An 18997-nucleotide genomic window follows, 5' to 3' on the forward strand; every position below is an offset into this window, starting at 1 on the left:
AATTGGCTTATTGATAGCCGAAAATCTTGCTCCTAACGTGTTCATAAATTCACTTCATTCTTTTAGAGACTGAAAAAATAGTGCTGATGTCATAAAAATCTTAGAGATACATTGAGCTTTCGAGTCCAAAAAAGAAAACACTTTCACTTTATAAAAACGCCCTTAAAAACGGATTTATGACGCTTTATGGATTCCAACAAAATCTTTCGGTATTGGGAGTTTTCGGCTATCTCTAGATACCGATAAAACCTTACCGTAACCATACCCTATAGTAATTTTCGGAGTATTTAAAAAAGGAATTTATACACATGTTGGATGTCAGAAAAACCTTATCTGTTTCTTATTTTCGGAGTCCATAAAAAAGAGTTTTCGGAGCGTTACGAACATGAATATCCAAACTCCATACAAAATGTTAAATTTTGTAAGAACAATCAATGTAAAAATTTTGTATTAGAGCTTTTAAAAATAGTCTTAATTATTCCACTTTTAATCATCAAAAAAGCTTTCTCGATATGGTTTTTCAAGTTCATAAATTCTGTCTTTTAAAGAGTCAATCATTTCATATAAATCTTTGATAGTTTCGTCCTTAGTGTCATTATCAAATTCAAGCGATTGAATTTTTGCATCAAGTTGATCAAATCTTATAAGAAAATTCGTGAAATTTTCATTCATTTTTTTGTCATGTGCATTTGAAAAATAAAGAGCCAAAGCTCCAAAAATAATCCAACCTATTATAGTCATATACTTCCTCTAGCAAATATTTAGTTTCTTTTATAAAAATTAACAATTTCCATTTTGCTTAGCTCTCACCCCATGCATGTCCATTTGCTCCACAGTTGCGGGAAAGCGAGTCAAATAACCCATCAATCTCTTTGACAGCTTCTTCATAGTTCTCAACTGATTTATCGAGTTCGTTATATCTATCTATATTTGCTTGGACTAGGGCTCTACAATTTTTCGGCAAGCCACTTTCACCATATACTGCTTTGCTATTAGGGTCAGAACACCCCAAAAGAAATATAGAACTAACAAATAATAATTTTAATTTCATTATCAATTCCTTTAATGAAGTATAAATTTCTAGAATTATTTAATTAAATGTTAGAGCAAACTTTTAATCATGTGAAGTTAGAGCAGAGAATAAATTTAAATATTCGGATAAATACGATATATGTACTCTGATGTCAGAGCATGAATAAATTTATTTTAAAGTACATAGCAAAGATTAACTTGTATCCCTGTGTGTATCCCTTGATTTTTTATATTTAAAAAATAATTTAAAAACAATTGTTTAATATCTTTGTTCAATTGTCGCCACCCCACCAAAATTCTTTCCGAAGTAATCCGTCGGAATCTAAAAAAGCCTTTAAACTCAATGTTTAAGGGCTTTTTTATTGGCTGAATGTTTAATGTTGCCAAAAGGAATTCAGAATTCATAAAAATGTTTTATTTTTTAATGGAACCAATTTCTAAAATGTAAAATTCAATGCTTTTGCTACCTAAGTTCTTTCAAAATATAGTATTTATTTCAAGACTTATTTAATACTCTTAAACTTTTATTTGATAGTTTAAGGGCTCACAAGAAAACCATTGTTCTTTTTGTGAAATTCCTCCAAAAGGAAAGTCTATTTTGGTGGCCTTGTTAAAACTTGATTATTACAAGTTTATTTAGAGTTGAGTTGGGCGGTATTTTAAAATCTATTTATATTGAATGATGAAATTCTATCTGTGTTATTGGTTGAGCTTTATGCAGAAAAATCTAAATGGGGTACTTGATATTAGAAATGTTTATTAAAAGATAAGCATTGGATTTTATACTTAAAAAAATAGAGCCAAGAGGCTCTATTTTTTTAAGAAAACTTTAATAGCTGTTTTATTTTACCAGCTCAAAGCTCCCCCCGTTTGGTAATCCGTTACACGTGTTTCGAAGAAGTTCTTCTCTTTACGTAAGTCCATCATTTCAGACATCCACTGGAATGGATTGTTTACACCAGCGAACTGCTCTGGTAAACCAAGCTGCGCTAAACGACGGTTACAAATGAATTTTAAGTATTCTTCCATCATTGCTGCATTCATACCCAATACACCGCGTGGCATCGTGTCACGTGCGTATTCAATTTCAAGCATCGTGCCTTCAAGAATCATTTGAATGATTTCTTCTTGGAATTCGGCTGTCCAGAGGTGAGGATTTTCAATCTTGATTTGGTTAATCATATCTATACCAAAATTCAAGTGCATCGACTCATCACGTAAGATGTATTGGAATTGCTCAGCAACACCATTCATCTTATTACGACGGCCCATTGACAAGATTTGGCTGAAGCCACAGTAGAAGAAAATTCCTTCCAGTACGCAGTAGAATGCGATCAAGTTACGAAGCAAAATCTGATCGTTTTCAGGTGTGCCTGTTTTGAACGAAGGGTCGCTTAAAGACTGAGTATATTTGAGGCCCCAAGCTGCTTTACGTGCAACACTTGGTACTTCGCGGTACATGTTGAAGACTTCACCTTCATCCATCCCCAAAGATTCGATACAGTATTGGTAAGCATGTGTGTGAATTGCTTCTTCAAACGCTTGACGCAAAATGTACTGGCGGCATTCAGGGTTGGTAATATGACGGTAAATCGCGAGAACCAAGTTGTTAGCAACCAATGAGTCGGCAGTAGAGAAGAAACCAAGTGAGCGCATAACAATCGTGCGTTCGTCTTCAGTTAAGCCATTTTCAGACTTCCAAAGCGCGATGTCATGGTTCATGTTTACTTCTTGTGGCATCCAGTGGTTTGCGCAACCATCTAGATATTTTTGCCAAGCCCATTCATATTTGAACGGTACAAGTTGGTTGAGGTCAGCACGACAGTTAATCATCGCCTTGTCGTCAACTTGTACACGTTGCGCACCCATTTCTAGTTCTTCTAGACCTGGAGCAACATCTAAGCTTTCTAAGGCGTGAGATGCTCTTGCCAACGGATCGGCTGGATTTGTTGATCCGCTTCGAGGGGCTGAAGCGGATTGTGTAGTTGCCACATTCTTCTGTGGTTGCTCTGCAGTAGATACCATCTGCGGATTAGCCGCTTTTTGCGGTTCGACGGGCGCAGACTTGTGTTCAGGTGCAGCCGGTTTTTGCGAATCATTTTCGAAATCGTCCCAACTTAGGATAGACATATCAATTCTCTCTACGTTGCTTTATATCTTTTATTGACATCCAGCAAAGCTGAGATGTCCTACTATACGCTTAATTTGTGAAAGCAAAATTAAGTTTTGCCAATCGTTACTCTAAAATGATGTCTAGAGCATGATTCTCATGACTTATTTTGCTTTCGCTTTTTAGCTTGATTGACTTTCACCCAAAAATAGGCGATTGGCATGTAAAACAAAACCACAAAGGAAAGCACCAAGGCTGTAAGACCTAACATGTAGTTATGTGTCATATGGAGCATGGTAATTTCCTTGGGTATCTTTAACTTTTTAATCTCCCTAAATCCCTCTTTATGAAAGAGGGACTTTACACCTCAATAAGTTTGGTGTAATTCCCCTCCTTTTAGGAGGGGTTAGGGGAGGTTATTACTGACAAGCCTCACAGTCTGGATTGTCAATTGAACATGCCATTGGCACTGGAGCTGCTTGACCGAAGCCTTCATCCTCAGCAACCACTTCTGGTTTAACTTCCTGAGCAACTGCTGCAACAGGCGCTGCCGTTACAGTTGCAGGTTTTACTGCATTCAATGCACCCGTGTTAATAGTTGATTTTTCAGCAGATGTTGCACCTAAAGCACGGAGGTAATACGTCGTTTTTAAACCGCGTAACCAAGCCATTTTATAGGTCAAGTCAAGTTTCTTACCGTTTGCACCAGAGATGTAAAGGTTCAGAGATTGTGCTTGGTCAATCCATTTTTGACGACGTGATGCAGCATCCACAATCCAGCGTGGCTCAACTTCAAACGCAGTCGCGAAGATCGCTTTAAGCTCTTCAGGAATACGCGAAATTTTCTGAACTGAACCCTCGAAGTGTTTCAGGTCATTGACCATCACAGAATCCCACAGACCACGGTCTTTCAACGCACGTACGAGGTACGGGTTGATCACAGTGAACTCACCTGACAGGTTAGATTTTACATATAAGTTTTGGAATGTTGGTTCAATCGACTGAGAAACACCACAAATGTTTGAGATGGTTGCAGTCGGTGCAATGGCCATCACGTTTGAGTTACGCATACCATCTTTTTGAACTTTGGCACGTAAAGTGTCCCAGTCCAAACGTTGAGTACGGTCAACTTCAAACATACGCTCAGGGCGTGATTTTGCAACAAGGTCAAGTGAGTCAATTGGTAGAATCCCTTGATCCCATAGTGAACCTTTAAATGTTTCGTAAGTGCCACGCTCAAGTGCGAGATCGCTTGATGTTTGGATCGCATAGTAGCTGATCACTTCCATCGACTCATCAGCAAAGTCTACTGCGGCATCAGAACCATAAGCCAGTTGCATTTCATATAGCGCATCTTGGAAGCCCATGATACCCATACCCACTGGGCGGTGTTTCAAGTTTGAGTTTTTCGCTTGAGGAACTGCATAGTAGTTAATGTCGATTACATTATCGAGCATACGAACCGCTGTTTTTACTGTACGTGCAAGCTTTTCACGGTCTAACACACCACCTTGAACGTGTTGTACAAGGTTGATCGAACCTAAGTTACATACCGCGATTTCATCTTTGCTTGTGTTTAATGTGATTTCTGTACACAAGTTAGAAGAGTGAACTACACCAACGTGTTGTTGTGGTGAACGTAAGTTACATACGTCTTTGAATGTGATCCACGGGTGACCAGTTTCAAACAACATCGACAGCATTTTGCGCCACAAATCTTTTGCACGGATTTTCTTGTGCAACATGTTTGTTTCTTTTGCAATTGCTTCATAGTGTGCATAACGCTCAGCGAATTCTGCACCTGTTAAGTCGTGTAGGTCTGGTGTTTCAGACGGCGTGAACAGTGTCCATTCTGCATCTTCAAAAACACGTTGCATAAATAAGTCAGGAACCCAGTTTGCTGTGTTCATGTCATGCGTACGGCGACGGTCATCACCGGTGTTTTTACGTAGCTCTAGGAACTCTTCGATGTCTAAGTGCCAAGTTTCAAGATATGCACAGACTGCACCTTTACGCTTACCACCTTGGTTTACCGCAACAGCAGTATCGTTCGCCACTTTAAGGAATGGAACGACACCTTGTGACTTACCATTTGTCCCTTTGATATATGAGTTCAAGGCACGAACTGGCGTCCAGTCATTACCTAGACCGCCTGCCCATTTAGACAACATTGCGTTATCACGCATAGCGCCATAAATGTCATATAGGTCATCATCAATCGTAGTCAAGTAACAGCTAGACAACTGTGGACGTAGCGTACCTGAGTTAAATAGGGTAGGCGTAGATGCCATGTAATCGAAGCTCGACAATAGGTTGTAGAACTCGATTGCACGTTCTTCACGATTTGCTTCGTTGAGTGAAAGACCCATCGAAACGCGCATGAAGAATAATTGTGGCAATTCGAAACGTACGCCATCTGAGTGGATGAAGTAACGGTCAAATAAAGTCTGTAAACCTAAGTAAGTAAATTGGTTTGAACGTTCTGGTTGAATCGCTGCCGCCAATTTAGCAAGATCAAAGTTAAGTAGCTCTGGTGAAAGCAGGTCTAATGCAATACCTTTCTTCAGGAAGGTTTCTAAAGCATCACCTTCAACAGTGTCTTCAGACAAGCCAAGGAAAGTTAAACCTGTTGCAACCAATTCATCACGCAGTAAGCGAGCCGTTACGTAGGTATAGTTTGGTTCTTGTTCGATACGTGTACGGGTTGCCATCATCATCGTTGTTGCGATGTCTGATGCTTTTACTCCGTTGTAGAGGTTTTTGATGGTTTCATCAATGATCGCTTGAACATTGATGCCTTCTAGACCTTCAGCTGCTTTAGTCACTGTTGCTTCAAGCTTACGCATGTCAAGCGGTTGAAGCTGACCATTGGCGTCAGTGATTTGTAGTGTTGGGTGATGGTTTTCACCGGCTTGTTTACGTGCATCAGCACGTTGATCGCGGTAGATGACATACGCACGAGCAACTTTCTGTTCACCTGTACGCATTAGCGCAAGTTCAACTTGGTCTTGGATTTCTTCGATGTGGATTGTACCGCCAGAAGGTAAGCGACGCGTAAATGTATTTAATACCATCTCGGTAAGTTGTGAAATACGATCGTGGATGCGGCTTGAGTCAGCACTTTGTTGACCCTCAACAGCTAAAAATGCTTTACCAATAGCAACAGAGATTTTTTCTGCGTCAAAGCTGGCAACATCTCCAGTGCGTTTAATCACCTGAATTTGACCAGGGGTTGAATTTGATACGCTCATGCTAGCATAGCTCCATTTTGTCATCTATTTTTATGTCTATGGACCATTTGAACTGGGCAATTTTTATGCCACAGTGTTTGAGGTTTAAACACAAGACCTAGTGGTTTAAAAATTAATTGAACACAAGATACGGGAAAATTCGGGGTAGATCAATATTGACATTTTATTAAAAATTTCGATTGCTCTTGTATTGAAATGGTCGCTAAAAAAATCCCTTTTTTATGATTCTTGTATTAAGCCTTATTAGACAAGGCGATAGCATAACAAAGCTCGGTTTAAGTACTTATAGATAACATTGTGGATAAGTGAAAAAGAGATGTGTGGAGTAGAAATAAACGGTTGAAAGCAGTGGTTTGGCGTGAAAAAACATCAATTTGTAAAGAAACGTTTCTTTGCTTTGGTTGGATATAGAGCAAACGCGAGAAAGTGCTTATTTTGTGCTTAAAAAAATGTATAACAAAATGCTACTTTGATGTATCAGTTTGGTGAACAAGATCTTGTTTACAATGTAAACGTGTGTATATTGCAAACTATATCAGAGCGTATCCCTTGGATTTTAAAGGATACGTTAAGTCGTCAAAATAAAGGGGCACTCCATGAGCCAAGAAGAAAAGTTACCAAAAATTTTAATCGTAGAAGACGATGAGCGTCTAGCTCGCTTAACTCAAGAATACCTGATTCGTAATGGTCTTGAGGTTGGGGTAGAGCCCGATGGTAACCGTGCCATTCGCCGTATTATTGCAGAACAACCCGATATGGTGGTGCTAGATGTCATGCTTCCAGGTGCTGATGGCTTAACGATTTGTCGTGAAGTTCGTCCACATTACCATCAACCGATTTTGATGTTGACTGCACGTACAGAAGATATGGATCAAGTGCTTGGTCTGGAAATGGGTGCAGATGACTATGTGGCAAAACCAGTTCAGCCACGCGTTTTACTTGCACGTATCCGTGCATTATTACGTCGTACCGACAAGGCGCCAGAAGATGACGTTGCGCAGCGCATTGAATTTGATGATCTGGTGATCGACAACGGTGGTCGCTCAGTGACTTTAAATGGTGAATTGGTTGACTTCACCAGTGCTGAATATGATTTATTGTGGTTACTTGCTTCAAATGCTGGTCGTATCTTATCGCGTGAAGATATTTTTGAGCGTTTACGTGGTATCGAATATGACGGTCAAGACCGTTCAATTGATGTACGTATTTCACGTATTCGTCCAAAAATTGGTGATGATCCTGAAAATCCAAAACGTATTAAAACGGTACGTAGCAAAGGCTATTTATTTGTTAAAGAAACCAATGGTATCTAAGTCATCTATTTGATTCGTTAAAGTGGGACATTTTTAGTGTTCAAACACAGTATATTCTTGCGTATCTATGCAGGGTTAGTCGTGCTGGTTGCTATCGTAGCTCTCATGGCGTATTTGCTTGTGCAAATTATTAATTATCAGCGAGTGCAAGAATATCGCGAATCATTAACAGATGGGATTTCCTTTATTATTAGTGAAGGTGTATCTCGTCAAACCAACGCGCAGCAAAAAGCAGACTGGATTTCAGATGCGTCTGATCTGCTTGAACTGCCCATCAATATGATTCCTGCAAGTAAAGTTAATTTAACTCGAGCAGAGACTAAACGGATCAGCGAGCGTAAAGCCGCTGTACGTTATGATGCGCAAACGCAAGTTGCGTATCTGATTCTTGGTCTAAAAGATGACCCAAATCATTTACTCTATATTAAGGTAGATAAAATTGGGGAGTTGCAAATGAAAGCACTCCCGATTTTTATTCTTGATTATTTGGTCTATTACCCAGGTCAAGAGGAAGAGTATTTAGCGAAAATACAAAAGTATTTCTCTTATCCTGTACATATTGAAGAAGTGCAAAATCTTGCGCTTGAGTCTGAGCAAATTGGTCGATTGCGTTTAGATCATAGTGTGATCTTATATCGCGATAGCGCTTCCGTGCGCGGTACAACCATTTCTATTGTTTCTCCTCCTTTGCCAAGTTCACCGAATAAAGTGTTGGTGCTTGGGCCTGTACCTATTTTCAACTGGATGCCATTTCAGCTTGCAGCAGGGATTACCTTATTAAGTTTGTTTGTGCTCAGTTTAGGGGTATATGGTTTGCTAGTGCCTATGCAACGTAAGTTGCGAGAGGTTAATTATGGTTTGAACCGTATGAAAGCAGGGGATATGACTTTACGTTTGCCTGTCGATGGTAAAGACGAAATGGCGAGTCTGGCGAATAGTTATAACAGCATGTCCGATCACATTCAGCGTTTGATTGAAGCACAACGTGAACTCATGCGCGCCGTATCCCATGAGCTTCGTACGCCTGTTGCGCGCATCCGTTTTGGGATGGAAATGTTGGCGGAAGAAGACGATTATGAATATCGCCTGCAGCAAGTTGATATGATTGATAAAGATATTGAGGCCTTAAATACTTTAATTGATGAAATTATGACTTATGCCAAATTAGAGCAAGGTACGCCATCACTCGATATTGAAAATATTGTCTTGTTTGAAGTGTTGGATCAGGTGGTGGTAGAGACTGAAGCCTTAAAGACTCAAAAGGAAATCAACTTAAATGCACCACCTTTAACGTTACAGGTTGAAGCTGAACGTCGTTACTTACATCGTGTAGTGCAAAACTTAGTCGGCAATGCCGTACGTTATGGTGACCATCAGGTGTTGGTGAGTGGTGGTATAAATGAAAATGGGATGGCTTATGTCTGTGTGGAAGACGATGGGCCAGGTATTCCCGAAGATGAGCGTGAGCGTGTTTTTGAGGCATTTGCTCGTTTAGATGATAGTCGGACTCGTGCATCTGGCGGTTATGGTTTGGGGCTTTCAATTGTGAGTCGTATTGCTTACTGGTTTGGTGGGCGTGTAATGGTTGATCAAAGTCCAAGTTTAGGGGGCGCGCGTTTTACCATGATATGGCCAGCACATCGTTTTAGTAAGTCTAAAAAGAAATATAATGTCAAAGAAAACACAGACACCAAAAACTAATTTTTATGTGGTATGAAAAAGCACCGAAGTTCGGTGCTTTTTTTCATTATTTTTTTATTCTTGAATAGTGGCATCAGGAGAAATAATTTGCTTGCCTTGCTTTAGGCTTTCAAGCGCACTGGCATTAAAGTCAATCAGCAGAGAATTGTTTTGTATATCTATGCCATAGCGGCTAATGAGCTTTTGGTCACCATTGATCGTTTCAATTTTGTATTCATCTACAATATTCATAATGCCATCGAGATTGGTGGTAGCTGAAGCTTTGTCTTGACGAAAAAGTTCATAAATGTCGCGTAAATCAAAAATAGCATTATTGGCATCGGGGTGTTTACGGACATAGTTTTCAACATGGCGAATAAGCAACTGGGCAAATAAAAAATAATTAGGTTTATGGGTGAATTCTAGGCTCATTCGGTGCTCCTTATTCTTTGTTGTTGGTTATTTATATCAATAGCATAAGAAAAAGCTGAGTGCATCTATTGATTGATTTGATTTGCAAATAAACACAAAAAATATGAGTGACTTAATTTGCTTTTATCTATGTTTGATGAATAAAAAAAACGGTTGGTTCGGTTGATTTTTCTCGTTTTGGTAGATGGTCTGCCATGTGTAGATAGATGGTGTAAATGATTTAAGGGGCTTCCACAGGTTTGTGAATTCCAACTGTAAGATGAAAATTTGGAAAAATAATAGAATAGTACTGTTTTATTTAAGAAAACGATCAGTTTTAAAATAAAAGGGCTTGCATAGAAAAAATCTCAAAAAACGACGAGAAATCATCCTAAAGACGAATATCTATAAGCTAGCAACTTACGTCATCAATCGGGTACAATTGGCGGGATTAATTTTGTGTTTGGTGTATTTGAAGGCCAATACATACATTCTTTGTTAATAAATTAGGCCTGCCAGGAGTTATCCCCGCATGAGTGCCATTACTCCATACGAATGGGCAATTATTGCCTTCGTGATCGGCGTTACATTTCTTTGCGTCTTTATGCTGACCGTTCCATTACTCCTTGGGGGTAAGTCATGGGGCCGTGCCAAGCAAGAGCAATTTGAATCAGGTGTGGTTGGTGCTGGTGGTGCACGTATCCGCCTATCAGCAAAGTTCTATTTGGTTGCTATCTTCTTCGTCGTATTCGACTTAGAGGCGCTTTACCTTTACGCATGGGCGAACTCTGTTCGTGAAGTGGGTTGGGTTGGGTTTACAACAGCAGCAGTATTTATTTTAGTTTTACTCGTTGGTTTGGTTTATGAGTTGTCTACTGGTGCGCTTAACTGGTCGCCTTCAGACAAGCGTAAAGCAGCAGGGATTAAACCTAAAGTTGGTTCTCCAAATATGAACATTGCAGAAATCACTCGCTTTAATTCAATTGAAGAGTTGGTTATGGATCCTACGGGTCAAATCCCAGCTCAATCATCTGGTCGTGTGAAAGATAAATCACCGGCTAAATCGTCTGACAAGGAGTAACTCGGGATGAAATATACATTAACCCGTGCGAATCCGGATGCTGATCAATATCCACTTCAAGAGCGTCAAATCGTAACGGATCCGCTTGAAGAAGAAGTGAATAAAAATGTGTTCATGACTCGTTTAGAGGACGTGGCACATACAGCAGTGAACTGGGGACGTAAGAACTCAGTTTGGCCGTTTAACTTTGGTACATCTTGCTGCTACGTAGAGTATGCAACGACTTTGACAGGCGTGCATGACTTGTCGCGTTTCGGTGCCGAAGTAATCCGTGCTTCACCTCGTCAAGCGGATTTGATGATTGTTGCAGGTACATGTTTCGTCAAAATGGCTCCAGTTATTCAACGTTTATATGAACAAATGTTGGAACCGAAGTGGGTTATTTCAATGGGCGCATGTGCAAACTCTGGCGGTATGTACGATATTTATTCAGTTGTACAAGGTGTGGATAAAATCATCCCAGTTGATGTTTATATTCCAGGTTGCCCACCACGTCCAGAAGCATTAATCCAAGCATTAATGTTGTTACAAGACCAAATTCAACTAGAGCGCCGTCCACTTTCTGCCGTGATTGGTGATGATCTTAAGCCAGTATATAAGCCAAAGATGATGCCAGAACGTGACCGTAAGAATGCTGAACGTATTGCAGTGAAAAACTTACGCTCTATGGATGAAATTAAATAATTTAAACGATAAATTTTGATGCACCCGGCTTGGGTGTAATTGTCGTTTAGGTTGAATGAATTTGTATTAAATAGGAAGCCAAGCCAATGGCTGAAACTGAAAACGCTATGCCAGAATCACCGCAAGTTGATTCACGCCCGGCATTTGCAATTGTAGAAGAGCTCAAAACCAAATTTGGTGAGAACTTCTATGTGCAAACGACTTTTGAAGACTTTCCAACAGTCTGGGTTGAGCGCGCGCGCGTACAAGAAGTTTTAATGTTCTTGCGTACAGTGTCACGTCCATACGTGATGTTGTTTGACTTGTCTGCGGTAGATGAACGTTTACGTACACACCGCGACGGTTTGCCTGCGTCTGACTTTACTGTGTTCTATCACTTGTTATCGCTTGAGCGAAATAGTGATATTCGTATCAAAGTTGCGTTGAATGAAAATGATGTAAATCTTCCAACGGCAACCAATATTTGGCCAAATGCCAACTGGTACGAGCGTGAAGCTTACGATATGTTCGGGATCAATTTCGAAGGGCATCCAATGCTTCGTCGTATTTTGTTGCCAACATACTGGGAAGGTCATCCACTTCGTAAAGAGTATTCTGCGCGTGCTACTGAATATACACCGTATATGCAGAACCAAGCGAAGCAGGACTATGAACAGGAACACCTTCGTTTCGTACCTGAAGATTGGGGTATGAAACGTGGAAATGACGACGAAGACTTCATGTTCCTTAACTTAGGTCCTAACCACCCATCTGCGCACGGTGCTTTCCGTGTAATCTTGCAGTTGGATGGTGAAGAAGTGAAAGACTGTGTGCCTGATATCGGTTATCACCACCGTGGTGTGGAAAAGATGTCTGAACGTCAAACTTGGCATTCATTCATTCCTTATACCGACCGTGTGGATTACTTGGGCGGTTGTGCGCAAAACATGCCTTATGTGATGGGTGTGGAGCAAATGGCGGGTATTACTGTACCTGACCGTGCGCAATGTATCCGTGTCATGATGTCTGAATTATTCCGTATCAATAACCACTTATTGTTCATCGGTACTGCAATTCAAGATGCCGGCGGTATGACACCCGTCTTCTACATGTTTGCGGATCGTCAAAAAATCTATGACGCAATTGAAGCGATCACGGGTTACCGTATGCACCCAGCATGGTTCCGTATCGGTGGTACAGCGCATGACTTGCCAAATAACTGGCAGCATCTGATTCGTGAAATCCTAGATTGGATGCCGAAACGTATGAATGAATACTACACAGCAGCACTTAAAAACTCTGTGTTTGTCGGTCGTACGCGTAACGTAGCTCAATATGATGCAAAATCTGCATTGGCTTGGGGTGTGACTGGTACAGGTTTGCGTGCAACTGGTATTGATTTTGATGTTCGTAAATACCGTCCTTATAGCGGTTATGAAAACTACGACTTCGATGTGCCACTTGAGTACGAAGGCGATGCGTATGCACGTGTGATGGTTCACTTCCGTGAAATTGAAGAATCTCTCAAAATCGTGAAGCAATGTTTAGACAACATGCCATCTGGTGCATACAAAGCAGATCACCCATTGGCTGTTCCACCGCCGAAAGATAAGACTTTACAAGACATTGAAACCTTGATTACGCACTTCTTAAGCGTATCTTGGGGTCCTGTAATGCCTGCAGGTGAAGCATCTGTAATGGCGGAAGTGGTCAAAGGTGCGTCGAACTACTACTTGACTTCAGATAAGTCAACGATGAGTTACCGTACTCGTATTCGTACACCAACTTTCACGCATTTACAGCAAATGCCTTCTGTGATTAACGGCAGTCTGGTATCTGACTTGATCATTTATTTAGCGACAATTGACGTCGTTATGGCTGACGTGGATCGCTAAGGGGTAAACGCATTATGATGATTTTGACTGATAAAAAGCCACGCGTGAATGTTGAAGGGATTTTGACTACGGACGAAATCCATGAAATCGAACATCACATTGGTCACTATCCGTACCCACGTGCAGCATCTTTGGATGCTTTGAAGTGTGTACAACGCCGTAATGGCTGGGTAGATGATGCGCAGCTAAACGCCATTGCTCAGTTATTGACAATCAGTGTTGCTGATTTGGAAGGTGTTGCAACTTTCTATAACCGTATTTACCGTCAACCCGTGGGTCGTAACGTCATTTTACTTTGTGACTCGATTGCGTGTTTCTTGATGGGTGCGGAAACTTTAGCAGAAGCTTTTCAGCGCGAGTTAGGCATTCAGTTTGGTCAAACGACTGCTGATGGTCGTTTTACTTTGCTGCCGATTTGCTGCTTAGGTAACTGTGACAAAGGCCCAACCTTGATGGTGAATGAAGACACTCACGGTTTGGTTGAAGTTTCTTCAGTGAAACAGTTATTGGAGAAGTATGTATGAATACCGAACCAAAACCAATTTATGGCGAAGGTAACCCAGAAACGCATCCATTAACTTGGCGTTTGAGTAAACAAGAGCACGTTCGAAATGCAGATGATTACGAAGCGCTTGAAGGTTACGCGGGTCTAAAAAAAGCAATCACCATGCCACCGAAAGATGTGCTTGAAGTGATTAAAGCGGCGACCGTAAAAGGTCGTGGTGGTGCGGGCTTCCCAGCTGGGATCAAATGGTCTTTGATGGCGCCAAATGACAACTCAGGGCCACGTTACCTGATTTGTAATGCCGATGAGATGGAACCAGGGACCTTTAAAGACCGTTTGTTGATGGAAAAACTTCCTCACCAATTGATTGAAGGGATGTTGATTGCAGCGTATACGCTTGAAGCAACTCATGGTTATATCTTCATTCGTGGCGAGTACATTGAAGCGGCTGCCTACTTAAATGAAGCGCTTGAGCAAGTTCGTGCCAAAGGTTACTTGGGTGATAACATCCTTGGAACGGGTTGGAACTTCGAGCTTTATGTACACACGGGCGCAGGTCGTTATATTTGTGGTGAAGAAACTGCATTGATTAACTCGCTTGAAGGCCGTCGTGCAAACCCACGTACCAAACCGCCATTCCCGCAAGTTGCTGGTGCTTGGGGTCGTCCTACCATTGTCAACAACGTAGAGACCTACAATAACCTACCTGCAATTATGCTGCGTGGCCCAGAGTGGTATATCGGCTTATCTGCGGGCAAGTCGAAAGATCCGGGCACAAAAATTTATGGTGCATCTGGTAAGGTGAAATTCCCAGGTCTTTGGGAACTTCCATTTGGTACAACTGCGCGTGAAGTGATTGAAGACTATGCAGGCGGTATGCGTGATGGTTTGAAACTGAAAGCATGGTTACCAGGTGGTGCATCTACAGATTTCTTGGCTGCTGAACATATTGATCTACCGATGGATGCTGAGAGCATCATGAAAGCAGGTTCACGTTTAGGTACGTGTTTGCTGATGGTGGTTGACGAAACGCAATGTATGGTTTCAGCGACACGTAACTTAGAAGAATTCTTTGCACGTGAGTCATGTGGTTTCTGTACGCCTTGTCGTGATGGTTTACCGTGGGCGGTGAAAGCACTGAAAGCATTGGAAGATGGTACAGGTAAGAAAGAAGATATCGATCACTTACAAGAGCTTACTCGTAAGCTTTGGATTGGTAAGACTTTCTGTGCGCATGCTCCAGGTGCAATGGAACCGTTGATGGGTGCACTCAAATATTTCCGTGGCGAGTTTGAAGCAAAAGTGGTGAATGCTGCTGCTGCGCAAACTAGCAACGTAGAACAAGCTTAAGGAATTCGACTATGGCTACAATTCATGTCGATGGCAAATCGTACGAAGTCAATGGCTCAGAGAACTTGCTACAAGCATGTTTGTCTTTGGGTATTGATATCCCGTACTTTTGTTGGCATCCATCCTTAGGTTCTGTCGGTTCTTGCCGTCAATGTGCCGTGACTCAATACGCGAATCCTGAAGATACGCGTGGTCGTTTAGTCATGTCATGTATGACACCTGCATCTGACAATACCTACATCTCGATTGAAGACAAAGAAGCGAAAGACTTCCGCGCGTCAATTGTTGAGTTCTTGATGACCAACCACCCACACGACTGTCCAGTCTGTGAAGAAGGTGGGCACTGTCATTTACAAGATATGACTGTGATGACTCAACACGACCGTCGTCGTTACCGTTTCACGAAACGTACGCACTACAACCAAGAGTTAGGCTCATTCATTTCTCATGAAATGAACCGTTGTATCGCATGTTACCGTTGTGTTCGTTACTACAAAGACTACGCGGGCGGTACAGACTTTGGCGTATATGCAAGCGCGTCACGTGTTTACTTTGGTCGTCCTGAGTCGGGTACTTTAGAGTCTGAATTTTCGGGTAACTTGACTGAAGTATGTCCTACAGGTGTATTTACTGATAAAACGCATTCAGAACGCTATAACCGTAAGTGGGATATGCAGTATGCGCCAAGCGTATGCCAAGGCTGTTCTTCGGGTTGTAACATTTCTCCGGGTGAGCGTTATGGCGAACTTCGTCGTGTCGAAAACCGTTTTAATGGTGATGTAAACCAATACTTCCTTTGTGATAAAGGTCGTTTTGGGACAGGCTATGTGAACCGTGCAGATCGTCCACGTCAACCACAGTTCCGTAATGCTACAAACATTGAAACTGTTTCTGTAGATACTGCTTTAGATACGGTGATTGCAAATATTCAAGGCAAAAAAGTCTTAGGTATTGGTTCTCCACGTGCATCACTTGAGTCGAACTTCGCACTTCGCGAATTAGTTGGTCAAGAGCACTATTCAACAGGTATGTCTCAAAAAGAGCAAAACTTAGTTGAATTGGCTGCATCAATCATGCAAACCGAAGGTGTATATAACCCAGGTATGCGTGAAATCGAAAGCTATGATGCGGTGCTCATTTTGGGTGAAGACTTAACGCAAACTGCGCCACGTATGGCGTTGTCTGTTCGTCAAGCGGCGAAAAACAAAGCCAAAGAAATGGCTGCGGAACGCCGTACCCAAGACTGGTTGGCAGAACCGCTACAACGTATTGCTCAAGATGCGAAATCACCAATTTTCATCCTCGCTGCAACGCAAACTCGCTTAGCTGATGTGGCTACAGGTGAAGTGGTTGCATCTCCAAACGACATCGCTCGTTTAGGTTTTGCTGTTGCTGCTGCTGTAAAAGGTGATGCAATTCTTGGTCTCGCAGATGATGCAAAAGCCTTTGCTCAGAACATTGCAGAGACCCTAAAAGCGGCGAAGAAACCACTGATCATTTCAGGTACAAGTTTACAAGACGCATCTATCATGGAAGCTGCTGCACAAGTTGCGCAAAACCTTGGTGGAAATGCTGGTTTAACCCTGACAGTTCCTGAAGTGAACTCTATGGGCTTGGCGATCTTTGGTGGTCAAAGCTTAGAACAAGTGTTTGCACAAGACTATGACACGGTTGTGATCGTTGAAAATGATCTATTCCGTCGTTTGCCAGCGGCACAAGTTGAAGCGGCACTTGCAGATAAAGAAGTGATTGTTTTAGATCATTCTGAAACTGAAACTGTCAAGAAAGCCGATATCGTACTTTCTGCTGCGTCATTTGCTGAAGGTGATGGTACGGTGGTCTCTCAAGAAGGCCGTGCACAACGTTTCTACCAAGTGTATGACCCGAGCTACTATAAACCTGAACTGGCGATCAAGGAATCTTGGCGCTGGTTACATGCCATTGAAACTGGCGTGAAGGGCAAAGCGATTTCTTGGACCTTGCTTGATGACGTGATTGAGTCAGTTGCGAAAAACGTACCTGCACTTGAGGCGATTCAAGATGTAGCTCCAGATGCGGGCTTCCGTGTCCATGGTTTGAAAGTTGCGCGTGAACCACGTCGTTACTCTGGTCGTACTTCTATGCGTGCACCATTGAACGTGCATGAACCGAAACAACCGACAGATATCGACTCTGCATTAACCTTCTCTATGGAAGGCTATGTCGGGAACCAGACGCCGTCTCCACTGGTACCATTTGCATGGTCAGCAGGTTGGAACTCACCGCAAGCTTGGAACAAATTCCAAGATAACGTCGGTGGTCACTTAAAAGGTGGTGATTCGGGTGTGCGTTTATTCGATCGTTTAGCGAAGCGTCCAGCACGTACTTTCGTAGCTCCTGCGGTTGTGGTTGCAAACCCTGATAGCTTCCGTTTAGTGCCAATGCATCACATTTTTGCTTCTGGTGAATTTACTGTGAAAACACCTGCAATGGAGTCGCGTATTCCTGAAGCAGTCTTTGCAGTGGGTGAGCAAGATGCAACTCGTTTGAATGTTCAAGATGGTCAAAAAATCACTGTGAAAGCAGGTGAGACTTCGATTGTACTTCCAGTTCAAGTGATTGATTATTTACCTACAGGTTATATTGGTTATCCAGTTGGTCTTGCACCTACGGTTTCACTTGCTGAGCCTGTATCAGTCGCGGTAGGAGCGTAATTCATGCAACAAGAATTAATCCGTCAAACGCCGCTTTGGGCTGAGAACTGGCCAATTGCCTACTCAGTCATTCAAGCGATTGTGATTTTACTCGTTGTAGTACTCATCGCTGCGTTGATGTCTTTTATTGAGCGTCGTTTACTGGGCTTATGGCAAGACCGTTATGGTCCGAACCGTGTAGGTCCTGGGGGGATGTTCCAGATCGTTGCTGACATGCTGAAAATCATGTTCAAAGAAGACTGGACACCAAAGTTTGCTGACAAATTGACTTTCCGTTTAGCTCCTGCTGTTGCCATGGCAACAGCGGTGCTGTCGTTCATGGTTATTCCTGTATCACCATACTTAGGTGTGTCAGACATGAGCATTGGCCTATTGTTCTTTATGGCAATGGCCGGTATTGCCGTCTATGCCGTATTGTTTGGTGGTTGGTCATCAAACAACAAATATGCATTGCTCGGTGGTCTACGTTCAGCAGCACAAACCATTTCTTATGAAGTGTTCTTGGGTATTTCATTGATGGGTGTGGTTGCGATTGCAGGCTCATTCAACATGCGTGAAATTGTAGAAGCACAAAAAGATGTATGGTTTGTTATTCCACAGTTCTTAGGTTTCTTAATCTTCGTGGTTGCAGGGGTTGCGGTTACTCACCGTCACCCATTTGACCAACCAGAAGCAGAACAAGAATTGGCGGAAGGTTACCACGTCGAGTACGGCGGTATGAAATGGGGGATGTTCTTCGTTGCAGAATATGTCAACGTGGTTCTGATCTCTGCATTGATCGTCACGCTATTCTTCGGTGGTTGGTTAGCGCCATTTAACATCGACATTCCGTTCGTTCCACCCGTATTCTGGTTCATTATCAAAACAGCATTCTTTGTGATGATGTTTGTCTTGGCTCGTGGTTCACTTATGCGTCCACGTTATGACCAAGTGATGAACTTTGGTTGGAAGATTTGCTTACCATTAGCGTTAGTTAACTTATTAGTTACTGGCGCAGTGATTCTGTGGTAAGG

14 protein-coding genes are annotated in these 18997 nt (G+C 42.0%); 9 read left to right on the forward strand and 5 right to left on the reverse strand.

The genetic code is table 11. The features are described from left to right. Positions 1-486 precede the first annotated feature (486 nt). The 4 genes from ACE01U_RS13345 to ACE01U_RS13360 all read right to left on the reverse strand — a co-directional run bounded on the left by ACE01U_RS13345 (position 487) and on the right by ACE01U_RS13360 (position 6393). A complete protein-coding gene (locus ACE01U_RS13345; protein ID WP_234951268.1) occupies positions 487-741 on the reverse strand; it encodes a hypothetical protein in 255 nt (84 codons plus the stop codon). Between the two features lie 58 nt (positions 742-799). Continuing rightward, positions 800-1051, reverse strand: coding sequence for a kynureninase (locus ACE01U_RS13350; protein WP_234951269.1), 252 nt, complete (start codon positions 1049-1051; stop codon positions 800-802). An 827-nt stretch (positions 1052-1878) separates the two neighbouring features. Further along, entirely contained in the window at positions 1879-3162 is a 1284-nt protein-coding gene (locus ACE01U_RS13355) for a ribonucleotide-diphosphate reductase subunit beta (RefSeq protein ID WP_110975947.1), read from the reverse strand. A 399-nt stretch (positions 3163-3561) separates the two neighbouring features. After that, the gene (locus ACE01U_RS13360; protein WP_395579686.1) at positions 3562-6393 is read right to left on the reverse strand and encodes a ribonucleoside-diphosphate reductase subunit alpha; all 2832 of its coding nucleotides are present in this window, start codon (positions 6391-6393) and stop codon (positions 3562-3564) included. A 596-nt stretch (positions 6394-6989) separates the two neighbouring features. Here ACE01U_RS13360 and bfmR point away from each other — a divergent pair. Continuing rightward, complete coding sequence (gene bfmR / locus ACE01U_RS13365; protein ID WP_395579687.1) at positions 6990-7706, forward strand: response regulator transcription factor BfmR; 717 nt, start codon at positions 6990-6992, stop codon at positions 7704-7706. A gap of 36 nt (positions 7707-7742) precedes the next feature. Further along, positions 7743-9407 carry a sensor histidine kinase BfmS gene (bfmS, locus tag ACE01U_RS13370; RefSeq protein ID WP_291374029.1) on the forward strand — a complete coding sequence of 555 codons (1665 nt, stop codon included), beginning with the start codon at positions 7743-7745 and terminating at the stop codon, positions 9405-9407. A gap of 54 nt (positions 9408-9461) precedes the next feature. Here the strand turns inward: bfmS and ACE01U_RS13375 are convergent, their stop codons facing one another. Further along, a complete protein-coding gene (locus tag ACE01U_RS13375) occupies positions 9462-9818 on the reverse strand; it encodes a hypothetical protein (RefSeq protein ID WP_086208155.1) in 357 nt (118 codons plus the stop codon). A 511-nt stretch (positions 9819-10329) separates the two neighbouring features. Between ACE01U_RS13375 and ndhC the strand changes: the two genes are divergently transcribed. The 7 genes from ndhC (at position 10330) to nuoH (ending at position 18995) form a co-directional block, all read left to right on the forward strand. Beyond that, on the forward strand, positions 10330-10878 hold the full coding sequence (gene ndhC / locus ACE01U_RS13380) for an NADH-quinone oxidoreductase subunit A (RefSeq protein ID WP_086208154.1): 549 nt from the start codon (positions 10330-10332) through the stop codon (positions 10876-10878). A gap of 6 nt (positions 10879-10884) precedes the next feature. Next, entirely contained in the window at positions 10885-11562 is a 678-nt protein-coding gene (locus ACE01U_RS13385; RefSeq protein ID WP_004695382.1) for a NuoB/complex I 20 kDa subunit family protein, read from the forward strand. Positions 11563-11648: 86 nt separating this feature from the next. Further along, positions 11649-13436, forward strand: coding sequence for an NADH-quinone oxidoreductase subunit C/D (gene nuoC, locus ACE01U_RS13390; RefSeq protein WP_086208153.1), 1788 nt, complete (start codon positions 11649-11651; stop codon positions 13434-13436). Positions 13437-13450: 14 nt separating this feature from the next. After that, a complete protein-coding gene (nuoE, locus tag ACE01U_RS13395; protein ID WP_004695385.1) occupies positions 13451-13960 on the forward strand; it encodes an NADH-quinone oxidoreductase subunit NuoE in 510 nt (169 codons plus the stop codon). Beyond that, positions 13957-15291 carry an NADH-quinone oxidoreductase subunit NuoF gene (nuoF, locus tag ACE01U_RS13400; RefSeq protein ID WP_119063184.1) on the forward strand — a complete coding sequence of 445 codons (1335 nt, stop codon included), beginning with the start codon at positions 13957-13959 and terminating at the stop codon, positions 15289-15291. The genes nuoE and nuoF overlap by 4 nt, the downstream gene beginning before the upstream one ends. Before the next feature lie 11 nt (positions 15292-15302). Further along, entirely contained in the window at positions 15303-17984 is a 2682-nt protein-coding gene (gene nuoG / locus ACE01U_RS13405) for an NADH-quinone oxidoreductase subunit NuoG (protein WP_395579691.1), read from the forward strand. Positions 17985-17987: 3 nt separating this feature from the next. Continuing rightward, positions 17988-18995 (forward strand): NADH-quinone oxidoreductase subunit NuoH, encoded by a 1008-nt coding sequence (gene nuoH, locus ACE01U_RS13410; RefSeq protein ID WP_086208149.1) that lies wholly within the window; start codon positions 17988-17990, stop codon positions 18993-18995. The last annotated feature ends 2 nt before the right edge of the window (positions 18996-18997 follow it).

Source organism: Acinetobacter halobius, from assembly GCF_044130335.1.
Taxonomy (GTDB): domain Bacteria; phylum Pseudomonadota; class Gammaproteobacteria; order Pseudomonadales; family Moraxellaceae; genus Acinetobacter.